The following is a 25,265-nucleotide window of genomic DNA, read 5'->3' as shown; positions in this document are numbered from 1 at the left end:
ATCTTTTACTGGTTGGGTTCGGGACCCTCTGGGCTTTCACTGTTCGACGGCTCGGGTGAGGCGCTAGTAGAGGGCGAGTGTGCAGGGGTCTTAGCTACTTTGACAGTGACTGAAGTACCAACTTTTACCCGACCGTTAGGCTCAATTGAAATGATTTGACCGTTAGGGGTTTTATTGGTTTCCTCGGTAACCGTATTAGTTTGCAACCCCAAAGTAGCCAGGTATTTTAGTCCCTCATCTTGGGATTTTCCTACTACCTTTGTAGAATCAATCGAAACATAGCCAGAGGATAATACCAAGATAATTTCCTCATCGGCGCTGGCGGAACTGCCTGCCTCCGGGGTAGTGCGAATTACGCGATTAGCCTCTACCTTGGAGTCGTCCTCGTACTTGACGGAGCCTACTCGCAGTCCCGCATCTTCTAAAGTCTTTCTAGCTGCATCTTGAGTTTGACCCGAAACATCGGGAACTGTAATTTCGGCAGCTCCAGATGAAAGCTGAATGGTGACTGTAGAGCCCTTATCTAGCTTAGAACCTGGCTTAGGGTCGGTGGCTGCCACCTTTCCTTTCTCTACCGTGTCAGAGCTGATAGCGGTTCCTTGCTCCATATTTAGCCCCAAACCATCTAAGGTGCGTTGGGCTTCAATCGCGCTCATACCGATAATGCTCTTTGGAATGGTGACCTGCTCTGGTTCTTGGTTCTTGTTGGAAGCAATCAACCACCAAACCGCGCCGACCAGTACAGCTGTCAGCAAAAGGCCGATAATAACCGCCCAGACAGTCTTTTTCCGCTTCTTTTTGGAAGCGGTTTCCGCTTCCTTTTCCTCAGGGCTATCCTCCATAACCTGCGACCATTGCCGGGGAGCATAGGAAGTTTGTGGCGGTACAAACCCCTCAGTTGGGGTAGTAACCGGCAGCGGGGGCAGAGCGGGAGCCGAAATTGCTGCCCCGGCAGCTGCTCTAACCATATCCGAACGCATAGCCGCCGCATCTTGATAACGTTCTTCAGGACGTTTAGCAAGAGATTTCATCACCATGCGGTCCAGTTCGGGACTAATATCTGCGGCAATAGATGAGGGCAAGGGTGGCATCTCGGCAACGTGCTGGTAAGCTACCGAAACCGCAGAATCGCCCTTAAAAGGCGCTCTCCCGGTAAGTAGCTCAAATAACATACAACCACAAGAGTACAGGTCGGAGCGGGTATCTACGGTTTCACCGCGCGCCTGCTCGGGGGACAGGTACTGCGCGGTACCCACCACCGCATCGGTACTGGTCATGGTTTGTCCGGAATCTTCCAAGGCACGGGCAATCCCAAAATCCATAACCTTGATTTTTCCGCTATTGGTAAGCATTACGTTGCCAGGTTTAATGTCTCGGTGGACGAGGCCGCGTTTATGGGAATACTCGAGGGCGTTTAGCACCCCCGACATAATCTCAACTGCCTCGTTAATGGGAACCGGCTGTCCGTCGGTAAGGAGCTGGTGCACCGTGTGCCCTTCTACCAGCTCCATTACGATATAGGGGACGTGGACTTCAGTACCATCAGGAGTGGTTACCGTCTGCTCTCCGGTATCGTAAACCTGAACGATGTTCTCGTGATTTAAGGAAGCAGATGCCAGGGCTTCGCGGCGAAAGCGTGCCAAAAACACCGAGTCTTTCGCTAAATCAACCCGCAGCATCTTGATAGCGACAATGCGCGACAGCAAAGTGTCATAGGCCTGGTGTACCTCGGCCATTCCGCCCCGACCTATAAGGGAACGGATTTCGTAGCGTCCTGAACCTATACGGTATGGAGATTGAGCCATGTCTCTTCCTTTTGTTCCGAAACTATCATTTGGGTAGCTTGTTGGGTAGCTCCAGTCGAGGTGGTGCCCGCGGTAGATAGCAGGCAGGCTCCCAGGCTAAGAGCGGTTAGCAATAACCACAAAACCAGGGTTAAAGCGATTAGTTGTCGAGATTGTAGTCTGGTTAGTCGTCCGTGTTGAGCTCGTGAAATATCTTGATTCCACCATTGTTTACTGAAAATCTGAATCTGGTCATAAGGGCGACGTAGTTTTGCGACTTGAGCTGCCAGGGGATCTGTTTCCCGCAGACCTACCTGGGACTCTATCCGTTTACTCCAAGAGATTAAAGGAGCTGCTAGCGAGGTGTGCGGTTGTTCTTTTTCGGGTGGGGCAGGAGCAGCGTACCGAGGACGAGTAGCGGGCTTACCCCAGCCAAGAACTTGCGGGATGGCACGTAAACGTTTCATTTGGGAATGAGGACGAGATGCCGAAACCGGAGGAATCAGCGCCGCAAATTCGCGAGGCCGTTCACGCAGCCTTACTCGTTGCTGCCAAGTGTTTTCTGGAAGTGGTACCGAAGGCGGAAGGAGTTGCGGAGCTGGTACTGTGCCTCCAGAAAGATAGAGCATTTCGGAGCCGTCCTCTTCCCTAGGAACGGCTTTAGCCGGAGGTTGGTTGTTAAGAGAATCAGGCGCAGCTACGGAACTGGATTCCTCAACATCCGGAGCGGGCGTAAGCGCTGCCGGCTCAATATCTGATTCGATGCTAAGTTCCTCAGCGCTAAGATAGGTCGCTGGCGGGCAGGACTCTGTTTCTGGCGAGCTGAGGGGGCTGACCTGTGGTTCTTCTTCGGTGGCGACCTCGATGCTTGGCGGGTTTAAGAGCGCGGTGTGTACTGCCTCTATTCGGTTCATTAAGGCGCAAGCACTTTCGGGACGGCGCTGCGGTTCTTTCTCCAGCAACTCCATAACCAGTTCTCGCAGCTCATTTGGTACTGATTGCGGTAGGGGGGGAACAGGTTTATTAACGTGCGCAAACGCGATATCCACCGGTTTTTCCCCGGTAAAAGGTCTTTTACCTGCTAAAGCCTCGTAGGCAATAATTCCGAGGGCATAAAGGTCGCCGGCGGGAGTTGCAGGCTGTCCCATAGCCTGTTCCGGTGGAAGATACTGAGCAGTGCCCATCACCATTCCAACCTGGGTTAAATTAACCTGTCCTGCCGCTTTTGAAATCCCAAAATCGGTAAGTTTTACCACCCCAGAGGGGGTGACCATAATGTTCCCAGGCTTGATGTCTCGGTGAACAATTCCGGCAGCATGAACCGCCGCCAGTGCATCAGCGGTTTGATAAAGCACCGAGAGGAGAAAATCAGTGTCTAAAATATTTTGGCGGTCTAGGATTTCGGTTAGCGAAACCCCATCGACCAGCTCCATACTAATCCAGCCCAGCCCGGCGTCCTCGCCAGAAGCCTGTACCGCCGCCAGGTTTGGGTGATGTACCCGGGAAGCATTGTAGGCTTCAATCCGCAGCCGGGACAGGAAAAGTTTTTTACCTGCCAGCTCGGGACGCAAAATTTTTAAGGCCAAACGTTCACTGGTTTTTTCATCAAGAGCCTGCCAAACTTCCCCCATGCCCCCAATCGCTAGCCGAGAAAGCAGCAGGTAACGCCCGGAAATCTTCATCCCCACTTTCAAAGCGGCAACCGCTTTTTGAGCGGAAGAATCCTGGCCGGTAGAAGTAGCAACCGGGTCAATAGGGGTTGCCATTTCCTGTTCACTGGCTCTAGGTGGCGCATACAATACGGGACTATCAGTCATTACTAATCGCCGCCTGAATCATGCTTTTAGCCACCGGTCCTGCCACCGGTCCGCCATGGGGAGACGGATTAGCGCTATCACCTTCGACTACCACCGCGAAGGCCAGGGGATAGTCGGGGGTATTAGCCCAGCCCACATACCAAGCATGGGTCATATTGCCGCTGGTCTGCGCAGTGCCGGTCTTTGCTCCCATCTCTATAGCCGAAACGTTACCTGGCTTTCCGGTTCCCTCCTTGACGGTTTGTATCATCATTTGGCGTAATTGTTGCGCCACTTCCTTAGAAAGAGGTTTGCCGAGAGTGCCACCGGAACGGTACTGCCTAGTAGTTTTTCCATCTGATCCGAGTTCCTCGGAAACTAGGTAGGGGCGAACCTGGGTTCCCTCGTTAGCTACTGCGCCGGCTACGCTCGCCATCATTAAGGGAGAAGTACGAACCTCAAACTGTCCGATGCCGGTCATCATCGTGGAAGCAACCCCGGGGTCTAAGGAGGGGAAATAGGATTTTTGCACCGGTAACGGAACCGTCAAAGCGGTTTTAGGATTAAATCCGAACGCTTCTGTTTTATCTTTGAGTACCTGATATCCCAGTTCTTGAGCAATCTTAGCGAAAGGGGTGTTGCAGGATAATGCAAAGGCATAAGAGAAACTAGGATGACCGTTTCCGCAGCTAGTAGACTCAATATTTGATATGCGGGCAGTTGAACCCGGAAGCTTCACCGATACTGGAGCATCTACCTCGCCCTCGGGGGAGCGAATCCCCTGTTCTAAAGCGGCGGCGGCGGTAATAATTTTGAAGGAAGAACCGGGGGGATACTCTCCGCGTAAGGCGCGATCTAACATCGGTTTTGTCGGTTCTGCTTGCAGCTTTTTTAAGTTTTTTTGAGACTGTCCTTCAGAGCCACTAGCTAGAGGAGCCGGGTCGAAACGAGGATTAGTAACTGCTGCTAGAATCGCTCCCGTCTGGTAGTTTATGGCAACGGCTGCACCTTTACGATTCCCTAGGGCGGAGGCTGCCGCCTGTTGAATCTGGGGATTTATAGTGAGTCGAACTCCGCCACCTTTTTGGTTTTCTCCAGCCGCATATTTCAAGACCTGTGATAGAGCCTGGCTGGAGGCTTCTCCCATTAGTACGGAATTCTGCAGTTTTTCGATGCCGGTAGCGTTGCCTCCGGGGGATAAATAGCCAATCAGGTTGGAGTACAGTGATGCTTGCTCGTTGTAGGAACGCTGGTAGCGTTGGCGGTATCCCTGAGAATCCGAGGTTGGTTTAGAAGAAGCTACCACCGTATCGGCTATCATGATTGGGCCACGTTCAATATATTTTGAACGGTAAAAAGCTCTAGAATTTCGCCCGTCTGCGTTAAGAGAATCTGCGCCTAAAAACTGGATGTAGGTACAAGCCAGCATTAACGATAAGAACATAATGAAAACGACCAGGAAAAGTCTTTTAATCTGTAGATTCAAGACTTTCACCTCCCGCTCGTTTATGCTGCTGACGTGCAATTACGGCTTCTAGTTCGGCAGTGTCGATAACTCCGCTTTCCCGAGAAGCCGGTCGGCGCGCTTCATTAGAGATTCGTAGCAGTAACGCCAAAATTACCCAGTTGGCTACCAGAGAAGAACCCCCGGCCGCTACGAAGGGCAGAGTTAGCCCAGTAGAAGGAATTACTCGAGTAATCCCGCCGACCACCACAAATACTTGGAATCCAATGGTGAAAGCAAATCCGGTTGCCAGAAGTTTTCCAAACCCATCTTTAACTGTGAGGGCGGTGCGCATCCCTCGTTCCACAAACACTAAATACAGGGCAAGGATAGCGAGCGTCCCGGTTAATCCCAGTTCCTCACCGAGGGAGGCAAACACAAAGTCGGAGTTGGCGAAAGGGGTAAGAGAAGGAGACCCCTGTGCCCAACCGGTACCGATGATTCCCCCATCTGCCATGCCAAACAGTCCCGAAACTAGCTGTCCGGAGCCTCCAATAGTGCGGGAGTAGATTTCAGGTTCGAGGGCGTGCAGCCAGACATCGATTCGTGCCTGGACGTGCGAGAAAAGGCGAGATGCAATGAAAACTGCCGGGGTAAACAAGATTGCCCCGATTAGAAGCCAGGAAGTTTGATTAGTAGCCACATAAAGCATTGCTACAAATAGCCCGAAGATAAGTAAGGAAGTACCTAGGTCGCGTTCAAAAACCAAAATCATAATCGAGGCTGCCCAAACCACTACTAAGGGGCCTAAATCGCGCAGACGTGGCAGACGCATTCCCAGTAGGGATTTACCTCCCTGGATAAGAGCATCGCGGCGGGAAGTTAAATATCCCGCGAAAAAAATCGCTAAACAAATTTTGGCTATTTCGGAAGGTTGAATAGAAAATCCGATGTTTATCCAGATGCGAGCCCCATTAATAGTGCGCCCAATAATCGGGGCTAGGGGAAGTAGCAGTAATACGATGGCTAGCAACATCGAAAGGTAGGTGTAGTTGCGTAATTTGCGGTAGTCGCGAACCACAGCCAGCGTAATAATCATCAACACTACGCCTAGCAGTGTGAATAGTGCCTGCTTGAAACCAATATAGAAGATGGAATCTGGACCGTATGCTAAATCGAGGCGGTAAATCATCACCAAACCGATACCATTTAGCGCTAAAACCGCAGGGAGGAGCAGAGGGTCGGCATAGGGAGCTAGGAAACGAACTGCGAAGTGGGTTGCCAGCGCAAATGCCGCTAAAACACTCATATGCAGGATAAAGGAGGTGGGGAGAGCGCCGGTGCGATTAACGTTTATCGATAAGTACCCTAAAAAACACAATGCTAAAGCCATGATGATTAGCAGCATCTCGGCCAGGCGACCGGTGGGATGTTTAATTCTTGACAACGGCTTTCCCTCCTTTCCTATGCATATATTTCTTGTTGGAAACAGTAATTGGTCGCAGCTAACTTAAATGGAGATAGCTGGGGTTTTCGCTTGTCCAGCAGTCGTTGAGGTTTCAACGAGCGGTGCGGAAGTGGCAGGTAGGCTCACTTGCGAAACCGTGACTGCTGATTCAGGTAGTGACGTACTGGAACGTTGCGACAAGCCATACCATAGCGCACAGGCAAACAGAGCAATCAGGACGATTATCCCCACAATCACTCCGATGGCTCTGCCCCAACGGAATTTAGGAGCCGAATTCTTATCGGTTAATGATTCTGTCGGCACCGCTGCTTGCGCTTGCTCCAAAACAGAATCCGCAGTTTCGTCCTCGGCGCTAGTTTTAGAGGACGAAATGCTGCTTCCGGAGGACGAAGCGGGGGAATCTAAATCAGTGGTAAGGGCATCGGGATTGCTGGATTCCGCGACCGGCATCGATTCATCGTGTTGGCAACGCACCTGTTGAAGCCGGTCAGTGGCGGCTGCCCCCACAACTTCTGGCTCATCTTGGTCGGGATTCTCGACAATTTCGGCGACTACGCAGGTAACGTTGTCAGGACCGCCTGCTTTCAAGGCGAGTTCCACTAATGATTCACAGGCTTGTTTCGGGCTCTCGCTGCGGTAGAGAACCTTACCGATGGTTTGACCGGAGACGAATCCGCATAAACCATCTGAGCATAGTAACCAGCGGTCGCCAACAGTGAACTCGGGATGAGATTCATCCAGGGTAACGTCCTCTTGAGAATCTCCCAATACTCTCAGCAGAACTGAGCGTTGCGGATGGTTTTCAGCCTGGTCAGGGGTGAGCTGACCGGTATCAACCAGATATTGAACAAAAGAATGATCGTTAGTCATTTGTCGCAGTTCCCCGCCGCGCAGCCGGTAGGCACGTGAATCCCCGATATGGGTCATGGTCAGGTCGTTTTCACTGCGGCGAATCGCTATACAGGTGGTTCCCAGTCCCGCGAGAGCTGGGTCTTGCGTAGAGCGTTCGCATAGCTCCTGATGAGCTTCGTTGATTGCATCCCGCAAGCTGTCGAGTGCCTGTTCGGGATTATCGGCTGGGCAGTCTAGACCACGTAAATGGTCTATAGCGATTGAGGAGGCTATGTCGCCACCGGCCGGACCACCCATTCCGTCTGCTAATACCAGCAGATTCGGGCCGGCATAGCCAGAATCCTGATTAGACTGGCGGATTTTGCCGATATTGGACAGGGCGGCATATTTGAATCCGAGGCTCATCTAGTTAACTCCATTGTTGTTTGTCCAATCCGCACCGTCATGCCGGGCTTAAATGGCTGGGCAACGGTGAGGCGTTTACTGTCGATATACGTTCCGTTGGTTGAATTGAGATCTTCAATAAACCATTGCCCGTCGTTGTGGTAAATGCGGGCGTGTCTGTTGGAAGCATAAGAATCTTGCAGGGGAACGGTGCAATCCGCAGAGCGCCCTAGCAAGATGGGTTGTCCATCCAATTTGAGACGATTTCCCGCTAAAGTTCCGCCGGTGAAAGCTAAGTAACGTGCTTTAGTGATACCTGTCTTTTTCCGGCTCTTCGATTCTTTGGCGTCCTTAGCGCGGGAGGGACGTACGCGAGAGGATGGGGTTTTCGTCCTAGCAGAAGCGGCCAGGGTAATATCGCGGCGCAGCACTAATACCATTCCGATTACCAGCAGCCACAATAGGGCTACGAAACCGAATCGCAAAATAGTGTATAAAAGTCCTACTGCCACAGTTACCACCTAGTATTCATCTACACTTGATGTCCAAAATAGCAGGTGGGTGCGACCGATAGTTATTTCGTTACCGTCTAGGAGAGTGGCTGCACTGATACGGTGACCTTCTACATAGGAGCCGTTAGTTGAACCCAAATCAGTGGCGATTACCCCCTGGGGAGTGATTCGCAGTTCCAGGTGACGGCGGGATACTCCCGGGTCATGTACCACAATGTCAGCTTCGGATCCTCTGCCAATCACCGTTACTGGTTCGGTTAGCAGCCACTGTTGCCCCTCGATATCAATAATTGGGTGGGAGGGGCTAGCGCTGGCAGTTGTGACCGGCGCGGCCGGGCCGCGCCGGATAGCATTATCGATTTGTAGTTCCCCTAACGGTTGGTCACCGGTAGAAAAAGCCACTTCTACCGGTCCGACAAACACGTAGCTCTGTTCGGTGGCATACATGGTTGCGTCTTGAGCTAACTCTTCCGCTAACACTTGGGAGTTAGCATCCGTTACTGATTGGAAGTCTTTTTGATTAAGTAGAACTTGATACTCGTTCGGTACTACTACCCGACCATCGTTCAAGGTGGCGCGAGAGTTGTCCATACTTTCACGGATTGCCGTCTTTATGTCTACGGCTTTAATCGAGCTGGCGAACATCTTCGAAAAGGGGGCGTTCACCCCCTGAGATACGGCTTTCTCGAAGCGGTCAACCACTCCCATATTTTCGTCCTCTCCTGTAAATAACAGTTCTATAGGTGGTGTTGCCGGGTGGTTTCACTGACAGAAAGAGTCGGTAAAATCATTTGTCGGTAGACACACCTAACTTCAAGGTTAATAGAAAAATGGTGAATAAGTATTATCGCAGGGCAAATAGATGAAAATGCGCAACTTTTCTTGTGAAACGTAACGCCTTTTGTCTGTGGGCTTGCTCCGGTCTTTAGTTTCGGGGTAGATTTCTATTCGTGGTTCAGCGTCCGGTGACGTTAAACCTAAGCGCAAGTGGCGGAATTGGTAGACGCGCACGGTTCAGGTCCGTGTGCCCTTTACCGGGCATGGGGGTTCAAGTCCCCCCTTGCGCACCAGGTCTTAAGCTTTGACCAGGGTGAATAGGGTGGTATCTAGGCTAAGAACCCTCCCTTTGGTTCTAAGGTTTCTCCCCGCAATCAGTCTTCTGCGCTAACTCGTCCTAATCATCCACAAAGGCACAGGTGTGGGTGCCGGAAGCGGTAAGTTTGCCGTCCTCGGAAAAAATCTTTAAAAAATAAGTTGCTAGGGTGCGCCCGCTTTGAGCTAAGGTCGCAACGCAAAACACCCTACCCGCAAGCGCCGGACGGTGGTGAGTAACAAAAATATTGGAACCAACCGCGTGCTTTCCGGCAGGTGCTACATAGTTCGCGGCTAAAGAGCCGGTAGTTTCCCCGAGTACCGCGTTCGATCCGCCATGCAGTACCCCCAAAGTCTGACGGTTTCCCTCTACCGGCATCGAACAAATCATTACCTGCCCACCCAGGTGGTGAAAGCTTATCCCCATTGATTCGATAAGTTGAGCTTTAGCAGAGGGACATCTAGCTGAAACATCAGGTAGGGAAAGAAAGAACTGAGAAGTTTGGGTGGGGTTATTGAAATCCGGTAGCACAATCGGGGTGTCTACTTCATCGCGGTAAACCAATTTTTTATGCATAATCCTCATTCTATTGTTTGTGCTGAGACAAGATTAACTATTACCCCTGGTCTGTTGCCTGTGCTTTTGCGGTGATTTTATCTCCGCGCCTTGCGGGAATACACTGGTATCCTGACCGTACATACGCAGATTGATAGTTTTCAAAGCGGCATCTGCCGGGCAATAACCTAAAGTCAGGTGCAGTCCAGAAAATATGCAATCTCTACAGGTAACAGAGGCAAAATGTCTACTAACGATCAGATTTCCCCAAATCAAGAACACTCCAATTCTGCTGAGCTAAGCAATAAGAGTTCCAAAACCACGAAAACAAGTCGAGCCGGAGCTACTAAAGCCTCCCTATGGAAACTACATGGTGATGGACGTACGATTGCGCCGGGCGAAGTGGTGATGCCCAATGAGCGGCTAAGCTGGTCGCGTACTACCGGTATCGGTATGCAACATATCGTTGCCATGTTCGGCGCTACTTTTCTAGTGCCACTATTAACCGGATTTGACCCCTCAACCACTTTGTTCTTCACTGGTTGTGGCACGCTGTTATTCATACTTATCACCGCTGGTCGCCTCCCCTCATATTTGGGGTCTTCTTTCGCGTTAATCGCTCCCATCGGGGCTGTCACCATGTATGACCCGCAAGCGGGAATTCCTCTAGACGGAGCAAAGCAGTCTCTGGCTCAAGGCGGAGTTATCTCGGTTGGTATTCTATTAGCCCTGGTTGGCTTGATTGTGCATTTTGCGGGGTCAGGATGGATAGACAAACTGATGCCTCCGATTGTTACTGGCGCGATTGTTTCCTTGATTGGTTTCAACCTCGCCCCCAGTGCCTGGAATAACGTTAAACAGGCTCCCATTACCGCCACGGTCACTATTGTGACTATCTTGCTGGTAACCGTACTTTTCAAAGGAATTATTGGGCGCTTGTCTATCCTGATTGGAGTGCTGGTCGGATACGGTTGCGCAATTGTTCGCGAAGAGGTCGATTTTGCAGCTATCGGAGCGGCAAAAGTAGTGGGATTACCGGCTTTCCATGCTCCAGCTTTTGAACCAAAGTATTTGGGACTATTCCTGCCGGTAGTTTTAGTGCTGATTGCAGAAAACATTGGTCACGTTAAATCGGTATCCGCGATGACCGGACAGAATCTTGATGATTTAACCGGTAGGGCGCTACTCGCAGATGGGGTTGCTACCGTACTGGCTGGCTGTGGTGGAGGTTCAGGAACCACCACCTATGCCGAGAATATCGGAGTTATGGCTGCAACCCGGGTCTATGCAACGGTTGCCTATATTATTGCTGCCTGCGGCGCGTTGGCCTTATCTTTACTGCCAAAGTTCGGGGCTGCTATTGCCACCATTCCCGCCGGGGTGTTAGGCGGGGCTGCCACGGTACTTTACGGAATGATTGGGATGCTGGGGGTTCGTATCTGGGTACAAAACAAGGTGGATTTTGCTGACCCGGTGAACCTAAATACTGCGGCAGTCGCAATGGTTTTAGCAATCGCTAACTACACTTTGGTAGCTGGTGGAGCCACGTTTGAAGGAATCGCTTTAGGCTCGTTCGGGGCAATCATCATTTACCATGTGATGCGGGCAATCTCGAAAGTGCGGGGTACTTTCCTAGAACAGGCTTCTCCGGCATCTGCTCCCGCCGGAACTGACTTAAAGTCACGTTCCTATGAAAAGCGGGTAGCGTCCTCGGTAGAAGATTAACAGAATTAAGATAACCCTCCCCTGTCGGAAAGGACAGGGGAGGGTTATCTTTTAGCTTTGACCTTGACTTTGATTAGGCGATTTGCACGAGTTTGCAGCCGTCAATCTTTTCAAGGTCTTTGCTAGCAATCTCTTTGAACTTTTCGGGAGTAACCATATCTGAATACTGAGAGCCGATAGTTACAGTTACATCGGGAGTGGGGCGCGGATCCATAATGATTTCCGCATCTTCAAAGGCGCGCGCCAAAGTGTATGCCACATTAACACCGGTAGGACCAGTAACGATGCGGATATTGCCCTCATAAGAACCCGAACTGATATTTCCGGTATCTTTCACGGTGATGCCGCGAGCCTTTAGTCCTTTAGAGATTTTGCCAGCCAAACCGGAAACATCAGTGCCATTAACAACATGGATTTCCATCTTGTCCAAAGGGAATGCTTTATCGGAGGTAGGGCAGGGTGTGTCTCCTGCCTGCGCGTATTGAGGAGCCTGTTTGAAATCATCAAAGAAAGGGAACGGGACAATTCCAAATCCCACCAGGATAGAAATCACCAACAGAACTGTCATTACCGAACCGATAACCGTAAAAACCATGGTTTCTCGTTGCTGACGGCGACGAACATAGCGCTGATAAGGAGTTAAGTTATCCAGCGGGTTAGAGCTTTCCGGCTCTGCTTGCAGTTTTGACTGTTTAGCATCTGGGGTACTGCTGGGGCTTACCTGCGTTTGATTCATGCTTGCTACTTTACCTCTCCTAGGGGTAGCTGCGGTTAGGTGGGTACTGTCTGGGCGCTAAAACTAGTAAGGTTAAGCCAGAAAACCCACTGAACTAGAGGATTACATGGCGAAGAAACTCTCACTTTCTGGTCCCGCAGGGATAGTAGCGATTGTTACCTCTGTGATGCTTACTTTGGTTTCGGTTCTACTGGCGGCGGGTTTTACGGTTCTGCTTGGTTATACCCTGGCACAGGCGTTTTCAGGCAAGAGCATATCGGGGCAGCTAGGGGGACTATTTTTCCTTGCCATCGGGGTAGGAGGATGTGAGAGTCTGCGAGTAGCGATTGAGCAGCGCTGCCAGCTAAGTGAACAAGGAGCGCTACAGTCCCGGCTGTTGTGGCATATTTTCCGCATCGGACCGGGAATTCTTGCCCAACGCCGGGTAGGTTCCCTAATCGACATGATGACCGCGGGGACGGAAAAAATTGAGCGCTACCGGCAAGGCTTCCTGGGTAGCATGATTGGTTCAATGCTTACCCCACCGCTGGTGTTAGTGTTGATGGCACTATTTATTGACCCGATTTGTGCGTTGGTTCTATTAGCTTTTGTCCCGCTAGTTCCCCTGATTATTTTTGTTTTCTCCAAACTGACCCGCAAAGTATCAGGTAAATCTCGCAGGCAACGTAACCAGCTGGCCGCAGCCTATTTGGATACTATTTCCGGCCTGGAAACCCTTACCCTAGTGGGAGCGAGCGAGATTCAAGGGAAAAAACTAGCCGCTGCCGGAGAGAAAAACCGACTCTCTACTATGCGCCTGCTGGCTGCAAATCAGCTAATCCTGCTGGTTATTGATATTGGTTTTAATCTACTGTTGCTGACGAGTGGATTTGCTCTTTGCCTTTGGAGGATACTGTCAGGAGCTTGGGGAACCGGAGTTGGCCTGATAGCGCCGATGGTTTCTATGTTGGGGCTTACGCTGCTGCTTTTAGAACCAATGAACAATATCGGTGCTTTCTTCTATATCGGGATGTCGGGGAGGGCAAATCAGCGTCTAGTGCGTCGATTCTTAGGTTCCAAAACCTCCTTAGCAGCCCCGGAAATAGCCCCAGATAGGGGTTTGGAATCCTCAGAAAATAGCAATCTATCCCGACGGGAGGCAGAATCGGAGGACGAAGCGCCCGCGAACTCAAAACTTGCGCCACCGGTGAACTCGAATCAAAGTGTCACTTCCGCTGTAGACCCTGCCTTGCCTCTAATCCAGATGCAAGGGATTAACTTTGCTTACCCTGGCGGCAAGCCCGTCCTTAAAAATCTTGACTTAACGGTGAAAACAGGAGAGTGGGTGGCAATCTGCGGAGCTTCCGGAGAGGGAAAATCGACCCTAATCGAAATCATAAAAGGCAACCTATTGCCAAATAGCGGTCAAGTTTACCTGCAAGGGCAGTCTTTAACGCCGACTAATCGTGACTGGTTTAGGGCGCGTTCAGCCTTGCTGCAGCAAACCACCTGGGTTTTCAGTGGCACAATCCGCTCCAATTTGATGATGATAGCTCCGCGAGCCAGCGAAGAGCACCTATGGAATTGCCTAAAAAAGGTAAAACTGGAAGAAGAAGTGAGGTCTTTCCCGAAAGGGCTAGATACTGCGGTAGGGGAGGACGCCTACGCCCTATCGGGAGGGCAAGCGCAAAGGCTTTCGCTAGCGCGAGCCCTGCTTTCCGAGCGAGATTTATTACTGCTAGACGAACCAACTTCGCAGATAGATTTAGCATCTGAAGCAGCTATTATTCAGGCGCTCGCGGAAATAGCTAAGGAAAAAACCCTTCTGCTGCTCACGCACCGTGCCAGCTCCCTGAGATACGCCGACCGCGTCCTCTACCTGAAAGATGGCGCATTGCGGGAGGTGAGCAGTGAATAAAAACGGCAAAAAGAGCTGGAAGTTCTTAAAACGCTTACGCCCTGCCAAAGTTGCTCTCCTGTCTGGTAAACCCGGTTTGAGCGGGCAAAAGGATAACGAAGATTATTTAGCAGCTGACAAAAAAGTGGGGACGTTTCAGCTAATCAGCTGGTTAGTACGCATTACTCGTCCGGTGCTTAAACCCCTTTACCTATCGGGTGCATCCTCCCTGTTGAACCAAGGTTTGGGTATTGCGCTGGTAGCTTTCGGGGGGTATCGAGTTAGCTTCGCAGCCTTGACGGTTGCGACCGGGGGTGCGCTCCCCCTTTCCTATCTTTGGATAACCATAGGGGTAATGGCCGTCTTGGCAGCGCTGAAAGGACTTTTCCGCTACCTGGAGCAGTTCGCTGGTCATTATGTGGCATTCAAAGCGTTAGAGCTGCTGCGTCGCGAAATTTATTTAGCTTTAGTGCCACAGGCTCCTGCCTTAATGGTGGAAGCAAAAAGTGGAGATTTATTGACCCGGGTTACTAGCGATATTGACCGGATTGAAGTGTTTTTTGCGCACACTCTGGTTCCGGCATTTAATGCTTTAGTCATTCCACTGGGGGTTTCTGTTTTCACCGCAGTGATGGTTAATCCCCTGAGCGGTATTCTGCTGTTCCTCATCTACCTGGCGACTTTAATGATTCTTCTGCTGCTGGGAACCGGGGAAGGAAACCAGGGGGCAGATTTGGCGGCGAAAGCGAAAGGTCAAGTAGCGCAAACGGTAACGGATTCGGTAAACGGGATTAACGAGGTCGTCGGATACGGTTTGCAGCGTATCCGAATTATTCAGTTAGAGCGCTATATGTCGATTGTTAGCGCCAGCTCGCGGGTAGTGAACTCACTTTTTGCTGTGCGCAGAGCATTTACCCAAACCCTGATGTATCTGGCACTTTTGTTGATTATATTAGTGGCAGCGCCAGCTAGTAGTAGTTTTGATACCCTTCCCTCTTTGGTGGCGGTGCTATTTGCGGTGCTGCGTTCGTGGGATGTTTGTCGTTCAGTGGAAGATTTCTCAACTAACTTAGCTAACTCTTTCGCGGCTGCGCGCCGGGTTTGGACTCTCGCGCACACTCCCCCTCAGGTTAGAGGCGGAGTAAAAGAGCTGGAAGAAAAGCCTTTTCCGATTATTTTTAAGGACGTGTCCTTTAGTTATCCGCAAAAGGGCGAGCGTGTGGGAGCCGCGCCGGTAGTCCAAGAGGTTTCGTTTAGTGTTCCTGCCGGTTCGTGGACCAGTATTTGCGGAGCTACTGGCAGCGGGAAATCCACTCTAGCTAGCTTATTGCTGCGATATTGGGATGTAGATAGCGGAGAAATTCTTTTAGGAGACAGCCCCCTATCGCAAATCGATCCGCAAGCTATTCGCCAGGCAATCTCTTACGTTACCCAGCGGGTACATATTTTTTCGACCTCTATCGCCGAAAATCTGCGTTTAGCCAGTCCCAAAGCAGATGACGCCCAGCTTTGGGAAGTGCTAAAAATCGTGGAGCTAGACCAGATGATTCGGGATTTACCGGCAGGTTTAAACACTCGCCTGGGTTCAAGGGGAACCGGTCTGTCTGGGGGACAGCGGCAAAGACTGGCTTTAGCCAGGGCACTGTTGAAGGAATCCCCGGTGCTGGTATTAGATGAGTTTACCGCCCATTTGGAGCCATCTTTAGCGGCAAGAATTCGCCACCGAGTACGGCAGAAGCGTCCAGAAGTGACCATTATTGAAATCACCCACACCCTAAGTCAGATTAAACAATCCGACCAGGTACTGGTGCTCTCGCAGGGAAAGCTAGTACAGCAGGGAGAAGCGGGAAAACTATTACAGCAAGAGGGTGAACTTGCCAAGCTAGTTGCCCACGAGAAAGCAGCCCAATTTAACCTGCCAATAGAGCCAGCTCCAGCGAGCACACAGTCATTGCCATCAATCTAAAACACCCTAATTTGAGGGCGGAGGAAATTGATGTGCCCCGCACCTCCGCCAAAGCTGTGAAAATGCGCACGTCCTCGCCCTCTATCTGGCATCCGAATAAGTTTCAAACTACCATTAATACTTGCGTTTACCGTAGCCCGATGTGGTTTGGTCTGCTGATTAGCCTCTAAAATGCGCAAGGCAATCCGAAAGCAACCATTCCCGGAATGGGGCGGAGACCTAGAAATATGCGCTTAAGTTACGTCGTCCGAAAGGAATCCTTTTGGCTGCTGAAACCGCATCTGCCAATAAGCCCTCTCGCCTGTCGTTTGCGAAACTACAGGAAGTTATGGCTCCCCCGAATCTACTAGACATTCAAAGGAAATCTTTTGAATGGCTCCTTGGCACCCCGCAGTGGCGTCAAGCTGAAGAAGAAAACGCGAAAGCTAAGCATCACAATCTGCCTTTGCTTTCCGGTCTAGAGGAAGTCTTTGAAGAGATTTCCCCTATCCAAGACTTTGCGGGGTCAATGTCGCTATCATTCTCCGACCCCAAGTTCGAGCCCCCCAAGTATTCCATTGAAGAATGTAAAGCCAAAGATTACACCTATGCGGCTCCCATTTTCGTAACTGCGGAATATATGAATGAAAACACTGGCGAGATTAAATCTCAGACCGTGTTTATGGGGGATTTCCCGCTGATGACTCCGCGGGCAACCTTCATTATTAACGGCACCGAGCGGGTAGTCGTCTCCCAGCTGGTGCGCTCGCCCGGTGTCTACTTCGAGAAAGTTGCCGACAAGACCTCAGACAAGGACATCTACGGCTGTAAGTTCATTCCGTCCCGGGGTGCTTGGTTAGAGCTAGAAATCGACAAGCGGGAAAACGTAGGCATCCGTATTGACCGGCGGCGTAAGCAGTCAGGTACGGTATTCCTTCGCGCCCTCGGTATGAGCGCCCAAGAAATCCGCGAAGAGTTCAAAGACTATCCGATTATGCTTTCCACCTTGGAAAAAGACTCGGATAACATTCAGTCCACCGATGATGCTCGGGCAGATATTTACCGCAAGATTCGCCCCGGCGAACCTGCCAGCGCCGAAGCCGGTCGTAACCTGATTGAAGGCTTCTACTTCAACCCCAAGCGCTACGACCTGGCAAAAGTAGGTCGCTACAAGCTGAATCGGAAACTGGGACTTACCTCAGATATCAACTCTTCCACTCTGACTTTGGATGATATCGTTGCCGGTTTCAAATACCTGCTGGCACTGCAAAAAGGTGACCAAACGGTACCCGCCACTAACGAGGACGGCGAAATCGTTGATTTGCGAGTCGAAACTGACGATATTGACCACTTCGGTAACCGCCGGATTCGCGCAGTTGGCGAACTGATTCAAGCTCAGATTCGCACCGGGCTATCCCGGATGGAACGGGTCGTACGCGAACGCATGACCACCCAGGACGCGGAGGCCATCACCCCGCAGTCACTGATTAACATCCGTCCGGTAGTGGCCGCCATCAAAGAGTTCTTTGGTACTTCACAGCTGTCACAGTTCATGGATCAAAACAACCCGCTTTCCGGTCTAACCCACAAGCGGCGTCTATCCGCGCTAGGTCCGGGCGGTCTTTCTCGTGACCGCGCCGGCATGGAAGTTCGTGACGTGCACCCCTCCCACTATGGCCGGATGTGCCCGATTGAATCTCCGGAAGGTCCGAACATTGGTCTAATCGGCTCGCTGGCTACCTATGCACGCTTAAACTCCTTCGGGTTTATCGAAACCCCCTATCGGGTAGTTAAAGATGGTCGGGTAACTGAAGAGGTTCACTATCTAAGCGCCGATGAAGAATCTGGATACAACATTGCCCAGGCCTCCGCACCGCTAAACGATGATGGTTCCTTTGCGGAAGAACTGGTTCTGTGCCGGATTGCCGGGCATGACCCGCAAGAAGTTCACCGCGACGAAGTAGACTTCATGGACGTTTCAGCCCGGCAAATGACTTCAGTCGCCGCCGCTCTGATTCCGTTCCTAGAACACGATGACGCTAACCGCGCCCTCATGGGGGCTAACATGCAGCGTCAAGCGGTTCCGTTGCTAACCACCGAGGCTCCGCTAGTAGGTACCGGTATGGAGCGGCGTACCGCTATGGATGCCGGCGAAGCCATTGTTAGCGAACACGCCGGGGTAGTTGTTGAAGCTGATGCAGCACATGTACAGCTCATGTGCGATGATGGCACCTACTTCACCTATAAGCTGGACAAATTCCACCGTTCCAACCCCGGTAACTGCTACAACCAGCATGTACGGGTGGCAGCCGGGGATCGGGTAGAGGTCGGCGATTTAATCGCTGACGGTCCGGCAACCGATCATGGCGAACTGGCTTTGGGTAAGAACCTTCTGGTTGCCTATATGTCGTGGGAAGGTCTGAACTACGAGGATGCGATTATTCTTTCCCGCCGAGTAGTCCAAGATGACGTGCTCACCTCGATTCATATTGAAGAACACGAAATCGATGCCCGCGAAACTAAACTTGGTTTAGAGGAAATCACTCGCGATATTCCTAATATCTCCGAAGACGCCCTATCTGACCTTGACGAACGCGGTATTATCCGCATCGGCGCCGAGGTTCAAGCCGGCGATATTCTGGTCGGGAAAGTAACCCCCAAGGGCGAAACTGAGCTGACCAGCGAAGAACGTCTGCTGCGCGCCATCTTCGGTGAGAAAGCCCGCGAGGTGCGGGACACTTCTCTGCGCGTGCCTCATGGTGAATCTGGAATCGTGATCGGAGTACGTGAGTTCACCGACGATGATGACGAACTACCTCCTGGGGTAAAGCAGATGGTGCGGGTCTATGTAGCCCAGCGCCGTAAAATTACTATCGGCGATAAAATGGCTGGTCGTCACGGCAATAAAGGTGTGGTTTCCAAGATTTTGCCGGTTGAGGATATGCCTTTCCTAGAGGACGGAACCCCGGTCGATATTATTTTGAACCCAATGGGCGTGCCGGGACGTATGAATATCGGTCAGGTCCTCGAATTCCATTTAGGCTGGATTGCTCATCAAGGTTGGGATACTTCCTTGCTGGCTGAAGAGGGCGCCAAGTGGATTGAGAAACTCCCCAAGGAGGGGCTATCGGCTCCCGCTGGTCAAAAAGTTGCTACCCCGGTGTTTGACGGTGTACAAGAAGACGTATTGACCGGTCTGCTCGGTTGCACCCGTCCGAACGCTGACGGCGATCGCCTGATTAACGCAGACGGCAAAGCCCGCCTGTTTGACGGGCGCAGCGGTGAACCGTTCCCCTACCCGATTTCGGTAGGGTACAAGTACATGCTGAAGCTGCACCACCTGGTAGACGACAAGATTCACGCACGTTCCACCGGTCCTTACTCCATGATTACCCAGCAGCCTTTGGGTGGTAAAGCCCAGTTCGGTGGCCAGCGTTTCGGTGAGATGGAAGTTTGGGCGATGGAAGCCTACGGCGCCGCCTATTCGCTACAGGAACTACTGACCGTGAAATCTGATGATATTACCGGTCGTGTAAAGGTCTATGAGGCGATTGTCAAGGGCGAAGATATTCCGCAACCTGGCATTCCGGAATCCTTCCGCGTCCTCATACAAGAAATGCGCTCCCTCTGCCTGAACGTGGAAGCCTTGGACGCTGAAGATAACGTAGTGTCTCTGGCTGAAGACGATGACGGTGCTGAGCGCGCCAGCGAAGAGTTGGGGATTAACATTGGCTCGCGGCCAAACCCCAATGTTTCTTTGGAAGAAATCTAGGCAGCAGGGAAAAGAAGGTAAGAGTCGATTATGGATGCAAATAAATTCGATCAACTACATATCGGCATGGCGACCGCTGATGCTGTGGCGGAATGGTCATTTGGCGAAGTCAAAAAGCCGGAAACAATTAACTACCGTACCCTAAAGCCCGAGAAAGACGGTCTGTTCTGTGAACGGATATTCGGTCCTACTAGAGACTGGGAATGTGCTTGTGGAAAATACAAGCGGGTGCGTTACAAAGGCATCGTTTGTGAGCGCTGCGGGGTAGAAGTTACTCGCTCCAAGGTGCGCCGCGAACGTATGGGTCATATTGAACTGGCTGCCCCGGTTACCCATATTTGGTATTTCAAGGGCGTGCCCTCCCGTCTGGGTTACCTGCTGGATTTAGCACCGAAAGACCTGGAAAAGGTAATTTACTTCGCGGCCTATATGATTACCGAGGTCGATGAGGATGCTCGCCACCAGGATTTACCGAATCTGGAAAACGAGCTTAGCCTGGAAAAACAGCGTTTAACTGAACGCTGCGAGGCGCAGATTGTTGCCCGCCAGGAAAAACTGGAAAAAGATTTGGCAGCCTTAGAAGCCAATGATGCCAAGAACGCTGAAAAGGAAAAAGTTCGTAAAATCGCCGATAAAGAGGTTACTCAGATGCGGCGCAAGCTCGATCGGGAACTGACTCGTCGGGACGAGGTATTCACCCGCTTCAAGGAACTACAGGTAGGTGACCTCGAGGGTGATGAGCGGCTTTACCGCGACTTGGAGATGCGTTACGGCATTTATTTCAAGGGCGACAAGGGCGCGCAGGCAGTCCAAAAGCGTCTGCGGGACTTCGACCTCAAGGCTGAAGCTGAAAAGCTGAAAGAAGAAGTGGAAACCGGTACCGGACAGCGTAAGATTCGGGCTCTAAAGCGCTTGAAAGTCATTTCGGCTTTCCTGCAGACCGGGAACAACCCAGATTCGATGGTGCTTGACCGGATTCCGGTGATTCCTCCGGATCTACGTCCGATGGTGCAGCTAGACGGTGGTCGCTTTGCTACCTCTGACTTGAACGATTTATACCGCCGGGTGATTAACCGTAATAACCGTTTGAAGCGGCTGCTGGATTTGGGTGCTCCCCAGATTATCGTTAATAACGAAAAGCGGATGCTGCAAGAATCTGTGGACGCCCTTTTCGATAATGGTCGCCGCGGTCGTCCGGTGACTGGTCCGGGTAACCGTCCGTTGAAGTCCCTATCCGATATGCTCAAGGGCAAGCAGGGGCGTTTCCGTCAGAACCTATTGGGTAAGCGAGTTGATTATTCTGGTCGTTCCGTAATCGTGGTAGGTCCGCAGCTCAGGCTGCACCAGTGCGGTTTGCCCAAGCAGATGGCTTTGGAGCTGTTTAAGCCGTTCGTAATGAAACGACTGGTTGAGCGACAAGAAGCTCAGAACGTTAAGGCCGCGAAGCGGATGGTAGAACGCCAGCGTCCGCAGGTGTGGGACGTGCTCGATGAGGTAATCACCGAGCATCCGGTGTTGCTGAACCGCGCTCCTACTTTGCACCGCCTAGGTATTCAGGCTTTCGAGCCGATTTTGATTGAGGGTAAAGCAGTTCAGCTTCACCCGCTGGCTTGTGGCGCGTTCAACGCGGACTTTGATGGTGACCAGATGGCTGTTCACCTGCCGCTGGGTGCGGAAGCACAGGCAGAGGCACGGATTTTGATGCTGTCTTCGAATAACATTTTGAAGCCGGCTGATGGTCGCCCGGTAACTATGCCCTCCCAGGATATGGTGATTGGTATTTACCACTTGACCTCCGATCCGGATCCGGCACTACCGGTTCCCACCGACGAGGACGGAAACCCGATTACCCCCAAGTTCTCTTCTTTGGGGGAGGCGATTATGGCTTATGACCAGAACCGTCTGGACATTAACGCAACCGCTTTGATTCGTTTCGAGCCGGGTACGGTTCCTCCAAAGGATTGGCAGGCTCCGGAAGGATTTGAAGAGGGCGATCCGGTAGAGTTCGAGACTTCGATTGGGCGTTGCTTCTTCAATGAGGCACTGCCGGTTTCTTACCCGTTCGTAAACGAGCAGGTAGACAAGAAAGGTTTGTCCCGGATTGTCAATACCTTGGCGGAACGTTACGACAAAGGTAATGTGGCAGCCTCACTGGACGCTTTGAAAGAGACTGGTTTCCACTGGGCAACCTGGTCGGGTACTACCATCGGCTTCGCTGACGTGGTAGAGCCCCCGATAAAGGCAGAGATTCTAGCCGAATATGACGAGAAAGCTGCCAAGGTACAGGAGGACGCAGATTTAGGTTTGATTACCGCCCAGGATCGCTATAACGAACTGGTGGATTTGTGGACCGAATGTACTGCTAAAGTTGCCCAGGCAATGCGGGAGAACTTCCCGGCTCGTAACCAGGTGAACCGGATGGTTTCTTCTGGTGCTCGTGGTAACTGGGATCAGATTCGGCAGATTTCCGGTATGCGTGGCCTGGTGGCTGACCCGAAGCAGAAACTGATTGAGCAGCCGATTAAATCGAACTACCGTTCCGGTCTATCGGTTCTGGAATACTTCATCGCTACTCACGGTGCGCGTAAAGGTTTGGCCGATACCGCGCTACGTACTGCCGACTCGGGTTATTTGACTCGTCGTCTGGTGGACGTGTCCCAGGACGTTATTGTGCGCGAACAGGATTGTGGTACTCGCCGCGGTCTAGTACTGCCGATTGGAGGTGTTTCTCAAGATGGCAAGGTTTATAAACTGGACATCGTAGAAACCACTGCCTATGGACGTACTCTTTCCAAGGACGTTACTGACGCGGATGGCAATTTGGTATTTGCCAAGGGAACCGATATTGGTGACGAGAAGATTGATGCCTTAATTGAGGCGGGGGTAACCGAGATTCCGGTACGCTCGGTTTTGACCTGTGAATCTGAGGCCGGTACTTGTGCGTCTTGTTATGGGCGTTCTCTGGCGACTGGTAAACGGGTCGATATTGGGGAAGCGGTGGGGATTATCGCTGCCCAGTCGATTGGGGAGCCGGGTACTCAGCTGACGATGCGTACTTTCCACACCGGTGGTGCGGCTGGCGCAGCCGATATTACCCAGGGTCTGCCGCGTGTGCAGGAGCTCTTCGAGGCTCGTACCCCCAAGGGCGAAGCCCTGATTACCGAGGCTGCCGGGCGTATCAAGATTGTTGATGAACCGGGTGAGCCTCGTCAGTTGGTAGTGGTGCGTGATGATGGTCAAGATGACTTGATTATTGACGCTCCGCGCCGGATGAAGCTGATTGTCTCTGACGGTGACCATGTGGAGGTTGGCGAACAGCTGACTGAGGGACGTTTGGATCCGAAGAAAGTTTTGCGGATTTTGGGTGTGAACTCTACTCAAAGGCAGCTGGTGAATGAAGTTCAAGAGGTTTACCGTTCGCAGGGCGTGGATATTCACTCCAAGCACATTGAGGTGATTGTCCGTCAGATGCTACGGCGGGTAACCGTGTTGAAGTCGGGTGATACCGAGCTGTTGCCGGGTACTTTGGTGGATTCGATTCGTTTCCGCTCGATTAACCGCAAAGTGGTTTCCGAGGGCGGGGAGCCAGCTGCGGCTCGTCCGGAACTGATGGGGATTACTAAAGCCTCCTTGGCTACCGATTCCTGGTTGTCTGCGGCTTCCTTCCAGGAGACTACGAAGGTGCTCACTGACGCGGCCATGAATCATAAGAAAGATCCGCTGGTAGGTCTGAAAGAGAACGTTATTCTTGGTAAGTTGATTCCGGCGGGTACCGGTCTGGCCATGTTCCGTGATGCCAGTGTGGAGCCCACTGAGGAAGCAATGTCCAAGATGGGTTGGTCTGCTGACGATTTCAAAGTTCCTGAAATAGACGATGATTTCTTGGCAGGAATCAATTTTGAGGATTCTTTTGGTCTGAATCTTTAGTTTTCTAATCTAGGAAGCTGTTTAATCGGGGCCTGACTTCACAGTCAGGCCCCGATTATTTATAGCTGCACATCTTGATGCTATGAAGAGGAGCTATTACCCATAAGAAGTGGCTGTCTGATTAGCTACTAAGGGTAATTTTTTATTGAAGCTTTCAAGGATAAGGTAGATATGAAGAAGTTCTCAGCTTGGATATTACTTTCACCTTGCTTTAATCTTTTGGCTTAGTAGTATTTAACTATGACAATGACGAGGAAAAAGAATGTCCTATTAGGAACCCTAACTATGGTGGGGTTGGCGCTAGGAGGACTGCTAGCGGTTTCTGGTAATCAAAATGTGCAGGCAGCTGATCGGACACCCACGGTGCGAGAATGCCGGGTAATGCATAACCAGGTCGCCAAAGGGCAACCAATTAGTAACCTGGATGTTTTCTTGATTGGTGCTACCAGTGCCGATTCCTATACTTTGTCGCTGTACTTGGGGAACACTAAATTCCGCCCGGAGATTGAAGCCGCCACCAAGATGTGGACCGAACGCAGTGGCGGAAAAATTACCTTCCAATTCGTGGACTCGATGGCTAATCGCCCGGTACGGGTAATCGATTCTCCTTATTCCGAGGGTAAGGCTATCGGTACTGCCTATGCTGCACAACGGCTTCTGTACCTACGTCTCGATCGCAGCGGCTGGCTAACCCAGGTTTCGACCGTTGCCCATGAGCTGGGACATCTTTTAGGGGTAGACCATACTTGTAAGGGTGATTTAATGGCCGCCGGTATGGCAGGGGTCAAAGACTTCAAAAACCCGATTACAGATGCGGATGTGGCTTTAGCCTTGCAAGGTCTGGAACGGCATTTGGGATACCCCGCGGGTTCGCAACCGGTTCCGCCCAGTGAGGAGCCCTCGGTTTCTCCGAAACCTAGTGAAGACCCGAAGCCAACTACCCAACCAACCCAACCGGAAGTGCCGTCCGAAACTAGCAAACCTTCTCCGGATTCCTCTGCGCAGCCCAGCAACAAGCCCAGTGAAGAACCGGGTACTCCCTCTCCCTCGGCTGAGCCTACTCAAGAACCAACTACTTCCCCGCAGCCTACTTCGGAGCCGGAAGTTCAACCAGAGCCCAGCAGCACGCCCAGCTCAGAACCAACTATCTCTACCTCGGAGCCGACCTTCACAGAAGCACCAACTCCAGATGCTCCTCCCACCGCAGTACCAGAACCAAGTGTTACCCCTGATAATAATGCAGAGGAATCTGAGAGTTTCGTAGTTAAGGTACGCGTGTTCTTCGTGCGAGTATTCTCTTGGGTAGGCGGATTCTTCCGTTCTTTTACCTCTTAAAATAAGTGAATACCTGCATATAAATCGGGGGGTATTTCCCATGGGAAATACCCCCCGATTT

General features: G+C 51.5%; 16 protein-coding genes and 1 tRNA gene. 8 read left to right on the top strand and 9 right to left on the bottom strand.

Features of this window, described 5'->3' with window-relative positions; translation table 11 throughout:
• Positions 1–5 precede the first annotated feature (5 nt).
• From pknB to QZT94_RS07220, 7 genes are all read right to left on the bottom strand, one after another.
• The gene (gene pknB, locus QZT94_RS07250; protein ID WP_296761744.1) at positions 6–1,805 is read right to left on the bottom strand and encodes a Stk1 family PASTA domain-containing Ser/Thr kinase; all 1,800 of its coding nucleotides are present in this window, start codon (positions 1,803–1,805) and stop codon (positions 6–8) included.
• Positions 1,781–3,601 (bottom strand): serine/threonine-protein kinase, encoded by a 1,821-nt coding sequence (locus QZT94_RS07245; protein ID WP_296761740.1) that lies wholly within the window; start codon positions 3,599–3,601, stop codon positions 1,781–1,783. The genes pknB and QZT94_RS07245 overlap by 25 nt, the downstream gene beginning before the upstream one ends.
• A complete protein-coding gene (locus tag QZT94_RS07240; RefSeq protein ID WP_296761737.1) occupies positions 3,594–5,066 on the bottom strand; it encodes a penicillin-binding transpeptidase domain-containing protein in 1,473 nt (490 codons plus the stop codon). The genes QZT94_RS07245 and QZT94_RS07240 overlap by 8 nt, the downstream gene beginning before the upstream one ends.
• Positions 5,050–6,471, bottom strand: a complete 1,422-nt coding sequence (locus QZT94_RS07235) for an FtsW/RodA/SpoVE family cell cycle protein (protein WP_270626532.1) — start codon at positions 6,469–6,471, stop codon at positions 5,050–5,052. Before QZT94_RS07235 ends, QZT94_RS07240 begins: the two co-directional genes overlap by 17 nt.
• 63 nt (positions 6,472–6,534) lie before the next feature.
• Complete coding sequence (locus QZT94_RS07230) at positions 6,535–7,749, bottom strand: PP2C family serine/threonine-protein phosphatase (protein WP_296761729.1); 1,215 nt, start codon at positions 7,747–7,749, stop codon at positions 6,535–6,537.
• On the bottom strand, positions 7,746–8,240 hold the full coding sequence (locus tag QZT94_RS07225; RefSeq protein ID WP_270626535.1) for an FHA domain-containing protein: 495 nt from the start codon (positions 8,238–8,240) through the stop codon (positions 7,746–7,748). The genes QZT94_RS07230 and QZT94_RS07225 overlap by 4 nt, the downstream gene beginning before the upstream one ends.
• A gap of 9 nt (positions 8,241–8,249) precedes the next feature.
• Positions 8,250–8,948, bottom strand: coding sequence for a DUF3662 and FHA domain-containing protein (locus QZT94_RS07220; RefSeq protein ID WP_072510322.1), 699 nt, complete (start codon positions 8,946–8,948; stop codon positions 8,250–8,252).
• Positions 8,949–9,221: 273 nt separating this feature from the next.
• On the opposite strand from QZT94_RS07220, the gene QZT94_RS07215 reads away from it, so the two are divergent.
• Positions 9,222–9,310: transfer RNA gene (locus QZT94_RS07215), tRNA-Leu, on the top strand.
• 104 nt (positions 9,311–9,414) lie between these two features.
• Here QZT94_RS07215 and QZT94_RS07210 read toward each other — a convergent pair.
• Entirely contained in the window at positions 9,415–9,909 is a 495-nt protein-coding gene (locus QZT94_RS07210; RefSeq protein ID WP_296761721.1) for a PaaI family thioesterase, read from the bottom strand.
• A gap of 222 nt (positions 9,910–10,131) precedes the next feature.
• Here QZT94_RS07210 and QZT94_RS07205 point away from each other — a divergent pair, with 222 nt between their 5' ends.
• On the top strand, positions 10,132–11,613 hold the full coding sequence (locus QZT94_RS07205; RefSeq protein WP_079985921.1) for a solute carrier family 23 protein: 1,482 nt from the start codon (positions 10,132–10,134) through the stop codon (positions 11,611–11,613).
• A 73-nt stretch (positions 11,614–11,686) separates the two neighbouring features.
• On the opposite strand, the gene QZT94_RS07200 is transcribed toward QZT94_RS07205, so the two are convergent.
• The gene (locus tag QZT94_RS07200) at positions 11,687–12,349 is read right to left on the bottom strand and encodes a LytR C-terminal domain-containing protein (protein WP_296761715.1); all 663 of its coding nucleotides are present in this window, start codon (positions 12,347–12,349) and stop codon (positions 11,687–11,689) included.
• A 106-nt stretch (positions 12,350–12,455) separates the two neighbouring features.
• Here QZT94_RS07200 and QZT94_RS07195 point away from each other — a divergent pair, with 106 nt between their 5' ends.
• The 6 genes from QZT94_RS07195 to QZT94_RS07170 all read left to right on the top strand — a co-directional run bounded on the left by QZT94_RS07195 (position 12,456) and on the right by QZT94_RS07170 (position 25,204).
• On the top strand, positions 12,456–14,246 hold the full coding sequence (locus tag QZT94_RS07195) for an ATP-binding cassette domain-containing protein (protein ID WP_296761713.1): 1,791 nt from the start codon (positions 12,456–12,458) through the stop codon (positions 14,244–14,246).
• Positions 14,239–16,191, top strand: coding sequence for an ABC transporter ATP-binding protein (locus QZT94_RS07190; RefSeq protein WP_296761711.1), 1,953 nt, complete (start codon positions 14,239–14,241; stop codon positions 16,189–16,191). Before QZT94_RS07195 ends, QZT94_RS07190 begins: the two co-directional genes overlap by 8 nt.
• 32 nt (positions 16,192–16,223) lie before the next feature.
• Positions 16,224–16,361: a hypothetical protein gene (locus QZT94_RS07185; protein ID WP_296761709.1), complete on the top strand. Its 138-nt coding sequence runs from the start codon at positions 16,224–16,226 to the stop codon at positions 16,359–16,361.
• Between the two features lie 92 nt (positions 16,362–16,453).
• On the top strand, positions 16,454–19,942 hold the full coding sequence (locus QZT94_RS07180) for a DNA-directed RNA polymerase subunit beta (protein ID WP_270626544.1): 3,489 nt from the start codon (positions 16,454–16,456) through the stop codon (positions 19,940–19,942).
• 27 nt (positions 19,943–19,969) lie between these two features.
• Positions 19,970–23,869 (top strand): DNA-directed RNA polymerase subunit beta', encoded by a 3,900-nt coding sequence (locus QZT94_RS07175; protein ID WP_296761930.1) that lies wholly within the window; start codon positions 19,970–19,972, stop codon positions 23,867–23,869.
• A gap of 240 nt (positions 23,870–24,109) precedes the next feature.
• Positions 24,110–25,204, top strand: a complete 1,095-nt coding sequence (locus QZT94_RS07170; protein ID WP_296761706.1) for a hypothetical protein — start codon at positions 24,110–24,112, stop codon at positions 25,202–25,204.
• Positions 25,205–25,265: the final 61 nt, after the last annotated feature.

The organism is Varibaculum sp., from assembly GCF_008661855.1.
Lineage (GTDB): Bacteria > Actinomycetota > Actinomycetes > Actinomycetales > Actinomycetaceae > Varibaculum > Varibaculum timonense_A.
This window is presented reverse-complemented; position numbering and strand designations above follow the sequence as displayed.

Bases quoted from the DNA above. Each gene is read 5' to 3' on its own strand.
- pknB (WP_296761744.1), bottom strand. From the start codon at position 1,805: ATGGCTCAATCTCCATACCGTATAGGTTCAGGACGCTACGAAATCCGT.
- QZT94_RS07245 (WP_296761740.1), bottom strand. From the start codon at position 3,601: ATGACTGATAGTCCCGTATTGTATGCGCCACCTAGAGCCAGTGAACAG.
- QZT94_RS07230 (WP_296761729.1), bottom strand. From the start codon at position 7,749: ATGAGCCTCGGATTCAAATATGCCGCCCTGTCCAATATCGGCAAAATC.
- QZT94_RS07220 (WP_072510322.1), bottom strand. From the start codon at position 8,948: ATGGGAGTGGTTGACCGCTTCGAGAAAGCCGTATCTCAGGGGGTGAAC.
- QZT94_RS07210 (WP_296761721.1), bottom strand. From the start codon at position 9,909: ATGCATAAAAAATTGGTTTACCGCGATGAAGTAGACACCCCGATTGTG.
- QZT94_RS07205 (WP_079985921.1), top strand. From the start codon at position 10,132: ATGTCTACTAACGATCAGATTTCCCCAAATCAAGAACACTCCAATTCT.
- QZT94_RS07200 (WP_296761715.1), bottom strand. From the start codon at position 12,349: ATGAATCAAACGCAGGTAAGCCCCAGCAGTACCCCAGATGCTAAACAG.
- QZT94_RS07195 (WP_296761713.1), top strand. From the start codon at position 12,456: ATGGCGAAGAAACTCTCACTTTCTGGTCCCGCAGGGATAGTAGCGATT.
- QZT94_RS07170 (WP_296761706.1), top strand. From the start codon at position 24,110: ATGACAATGACGAGGAAAAAGAATGTCCTATTAGGAACCCTAACTATG.